Annotated in this window: 4 protein-coding genes; 2 read left to right on the top strand and 2 right to left on the bottom strand. The window is 36.5% G+C overall.

The genetic code is table 11. From position 1 onward, the window contains the following. The coding region (locus tag ACO1O5_RS07780; protein WP_486269275.1) for an ATP-binding cassette domain-containing protein at positions 1-250 on the top strand (250 nt) is incomplete at its 5' end. Between the two features lie 85 nt (positions 251-335). Next, positions 336-1751, top strand: coding sequence for a TolC family protein (locus ACO1O5_RS07775; protein WP_486269274.1), 1416 nt, complete (start codon positions 336-338; stop codon positions 1749-1751). Positions 1752-1875: 124 nt separating this feature from the next. On the opposite strand, the gene ACO1O5_RS07770 is transcribed toward ACO1O5_RS07775, so the two are convergent. Together ACO1O5_RS07770 and lpxB are read right to left on the bottom strand one after the other, a co-directional pair. Then, positions 1876-2454: an NUDIX domain-containing protein gene (locus ACO1O5_RS07770; RefSeq protein ID WP_486269273.1), complete on the bottom strand. Its 579-nt coding sequence runs from the start codon at positions 2452-2454 to the stop codon at positions 1876-1878. Between the two features lie 73 nt (positions 2455-2527). Further along, on the bottom strand, positions 2528-3449 hold a 922-nt coding region (gene lpxB / locus ACO1O5_RS07765), incomplete at its 5' end, for a lipid-A-disaccharide synthase (protein ID WP_486269272.1).

Raw genomic sequence — 3449 nt, 5'->3', positions numbered from 1 at the left:
TAACCTTTCCGGGGGGCAGCAACAACTGGTGGGTATTGCAAGAGCTTTAATTGTAAGGCCAAAATTAATTTTAGCTGATGAGCCTACAGGTAATCTTAATTCAAAACAAGGGGAGGAGATCATGGAAATTTTTACTGAATTAAATAAAGAAGGCGTTACCATCGTACAGGTAACTCACTCTGAAAAAAATGCAGCGTATGGTTCACGAATTATTCACTTGCTGGACGGCCGGATAGAAAAAGAATCTTAGACAATTCGTAATTAAAAATTAAGAATTAAAAATTAAAAAAACGCTCACTACTCAACATAAAGAAGGGTGAGGCCAAATAATGAAAATGAAAACGATCTTTCTTAGTACATTTTTACTTTTAAGCTGCTTTTTTTTGCAAGCACAAAAAACGCTGACTTTAAAAGAGGCGATACAAATGGGCATTACAAACAATATTGATGTAAACAGGGCCGACCTATCAAGCCAGCAGGCACGTATTGCCATGCAACAAACAAAGCTCAGCATGCTGCCAAATGTAAATGCATCGGCTAATTATGGTATTAATTCCGGCAGAACCAATGACCCAATTACCAATGCATTTGTCAATCAAAATATTAATTCGTCCAATTATGGAATAAACGCCAACGTTACCTTATTTAATGGCCTTGCGTTGCAGAACGACATTAAGTCAAATTCATTGGCTTATGAAGCATCAAAGATGGAACTGCAGCAGTCGAAGGATAATCTTACTATCAATATTATCCTGGCTTATTTAAATGTATTAAGTGCGGAAGATTTGTTGCGAAATGCACGGCTACAGGAAGAAGCAACACGTCGCCAGGTGGATATAGACTCTTTAAAAAATGACGCCGGTTCAATTTCTCCGTCCGATTATTACACCTTAAAAGGACAATTGGCGTCTGACCAGTTAAATATTGCAGATAATATTGCATCTATTGCCGAAGCAAAGCTTTCTCTTGCACAATTACTTAATATACCTTACAGTGATAGCCTTGAAGTGGAAGCGCTTCCGGACGATGCGTTTAATAGAGATTTTGTTGCCGATCCCTCTAAAATTTATGATACGGCATTGCAACAATTTGCTCAAATAAAAGCTGTTCATTTTCGTACAGAAAGTGCGGGAAAATATGTTCGTGCTTTGCAGGGACAATTGTATCCAACATTGTATTTAAACGGAAGTATAGGAAGTAATTATTCCAGTGCCATTACCAATTCCACCCTGTTAACCAGCCAGGATGTTGCTTCTCCTGACTATGTAATTGTGAATGGTTCGCAAATTCCAGTGATGACAAAGCAAAATACTTATAGTACTGAAAAAGTTTCTTTTGGTACACAATTCAATAATAATCTTTCAAAATATATAGGACTTGGGTTATCAATCCCGATATTTAACGGAGCGCAGGCCAGGAGCCGGGTTCGCACGGCAAAAATTCAATTTAAGGTAACACAGCTTGTTGAGCAAAATACCAAAACATTATTGCAGCAGTCAATAGAAAGGGCTTATGTTAATTTCAAAAATACCTCAAATAAATATGCTATCCTGCTCGACCAGGTCAAATCATTTACTGAATCTTTTAATGCGGCGCAGGCAAAGTTTGATGCGGGCGCTATCACTTCAGATATTTATCTTATTGCAAAAAATAATTTAAACGCAACCAATATAAACCTGATTGTTTCCAAATATAATTTTGTATTGAGATCCAAGATTCTCGATTATTACAAGGGAAATTCGTTATGGTAATTTAGATGAAAGCGTTATGATTAGATGAAGGCTTTTGGAGAGTTCAACTTTTTAAAAGCTTTTTTATTGATGTGCTAATTTGAAAAACAATTTCACACCTATTGAATGTGTTGTGGCTACTGTTTTATAAAATATTCTTCAATCTCAAATATTGCAATAACATTATTGTTTTTGCATCTTTAATTTCCCCGGTTTCAATCATGTTGAGCGCATCATTAAAATCCATTTCAAGTACTTTAATGTTTTCATGTTCGTGCGCAACGCCGCCGCCTTCGTTCACTTTCATATCTTTCGAATATTCGGCAATAAAAAAATATAAAATTTCTGTCACAGAACCCGGCGACATGTACGCTTCATAAACTTTTTTTATTTCCTTTATTTTATAACCTGTTTCTTCTTCTGTTTCTCTTTTTACTGCATCTTCAGGGTTATCATTATCCAGTAATCCTGCGCAGGCTTCTATCATCATTCCTGTGTCATTGCCATTAATGTAAGTTGGCATCCTGAATTGCTCAGTTAGGATGATACTTCTTTGCTCTTTGTTATACAATAGAATCACCGCGCCATTTCCCCGGTCATATGCCTCCCTGCTTTGGGTTTGCCAGCTTCCATCTTTCTGTTGATATTCGAAATTTACTTTCTTAAGTGTATGCCAGCTTTTACAAACTATTTCTGTATTTAAAATTTTTATTGAGTCGTTCATTGTTAAGGTTTAAGGAATGAAGAATGATGGGTCAGGTATCAGCTATCAGTGCCTATTAACCACCGCCAATTGACTACTGCCTTTTTGTAAACTCATATATACTCTTTGCTGCATTCGCCGATGCATTACCGCCTTCTGATAATAATTTTTTTAATTGTTGATAGTCGGATTCCATTTTTTCTCTTTTTAAAGTATCAATTAATATTGCCTGTAACTCTTTAGTGATATTTGCTGACGTGAGCTTATCCTGTATCAACTCTTTCACCACTTCTTTATCCATAATTAAATTTACGAGGCAGATGTATTTCAGCTTTACTAATCGCCTGGCTATTTGATAAGATATGTTGCTTGCTTTATAACAAACAATTTCGGGTACGCCAAACAAAGCGGTCTCCAATGTTGCGGTTCCTGAAGTTACTAACGCCGCAGTTGCCTTCATCAATAAAGAATATGTATCGTTTGCTATTACTTCCACATTTTTATACCCGGAAAGAAACGGTTCATAAAATGAGTCGTCAACCGAGGGGGCCTTCGCTAAAATAAAATTGTAGTTTGGAAAATTCTTTGAAGCTTCGAGCATAATGGGAAGCTGGCTTTTTATTTCCTGCCTGCGGCTGCCGGGCAGCAGGGCAATTATATTTGATGTTTGTTTGATGGAGGCATGTTCTTTCTGGAAACTTTCAATAACATCTGCCAGGGGATGTCCTACATATTCAACATCATAATCACGGTCTTTAAAAAATTGCTTTTCAAAAGGAAGTATCACAATCATTTTGTCAACATACTTCTTAATGGTGTTAACCCTGCTTTCTTTCCAGGCCCATACCTGCGGTGAAATATAGAAGATGTTTTTATATTTTTTGATATGCGTCCATTTGGCCATTCTTAAATTAAAAGCAGAGTAATTGATGAGTACTACTGCATCGGGTTGGAAGCTTTCAATATCTTCTTTACAGAATGTAAAATTCTTCATGATGGCGGGAAGATTTTTAACT

Source organism: Ginsengibacter sp. (assembly GCF_057362405.1).
This window is presented reverse-complemented; position numbering and strand designations above follow the sequence as displayed.

Bases quoted from the DNA above. Each gene is read 5' to 3' on its own strand.
- ACO1O5_RS07770 (WP_486269273.1), bottom strand. From the start codon at position 2,454: ATGAACGACTCAATAAAAATTTTAAATACAGAAATAGTTTGTAAAAGC.
- ACO1O5_RS07775 (WP_486269274.1), top strand. From the start codon at position 336: ATGAAAACGATCTTTCTTAGTACATTTTTACTTTTAAGCTGCTTTTTT.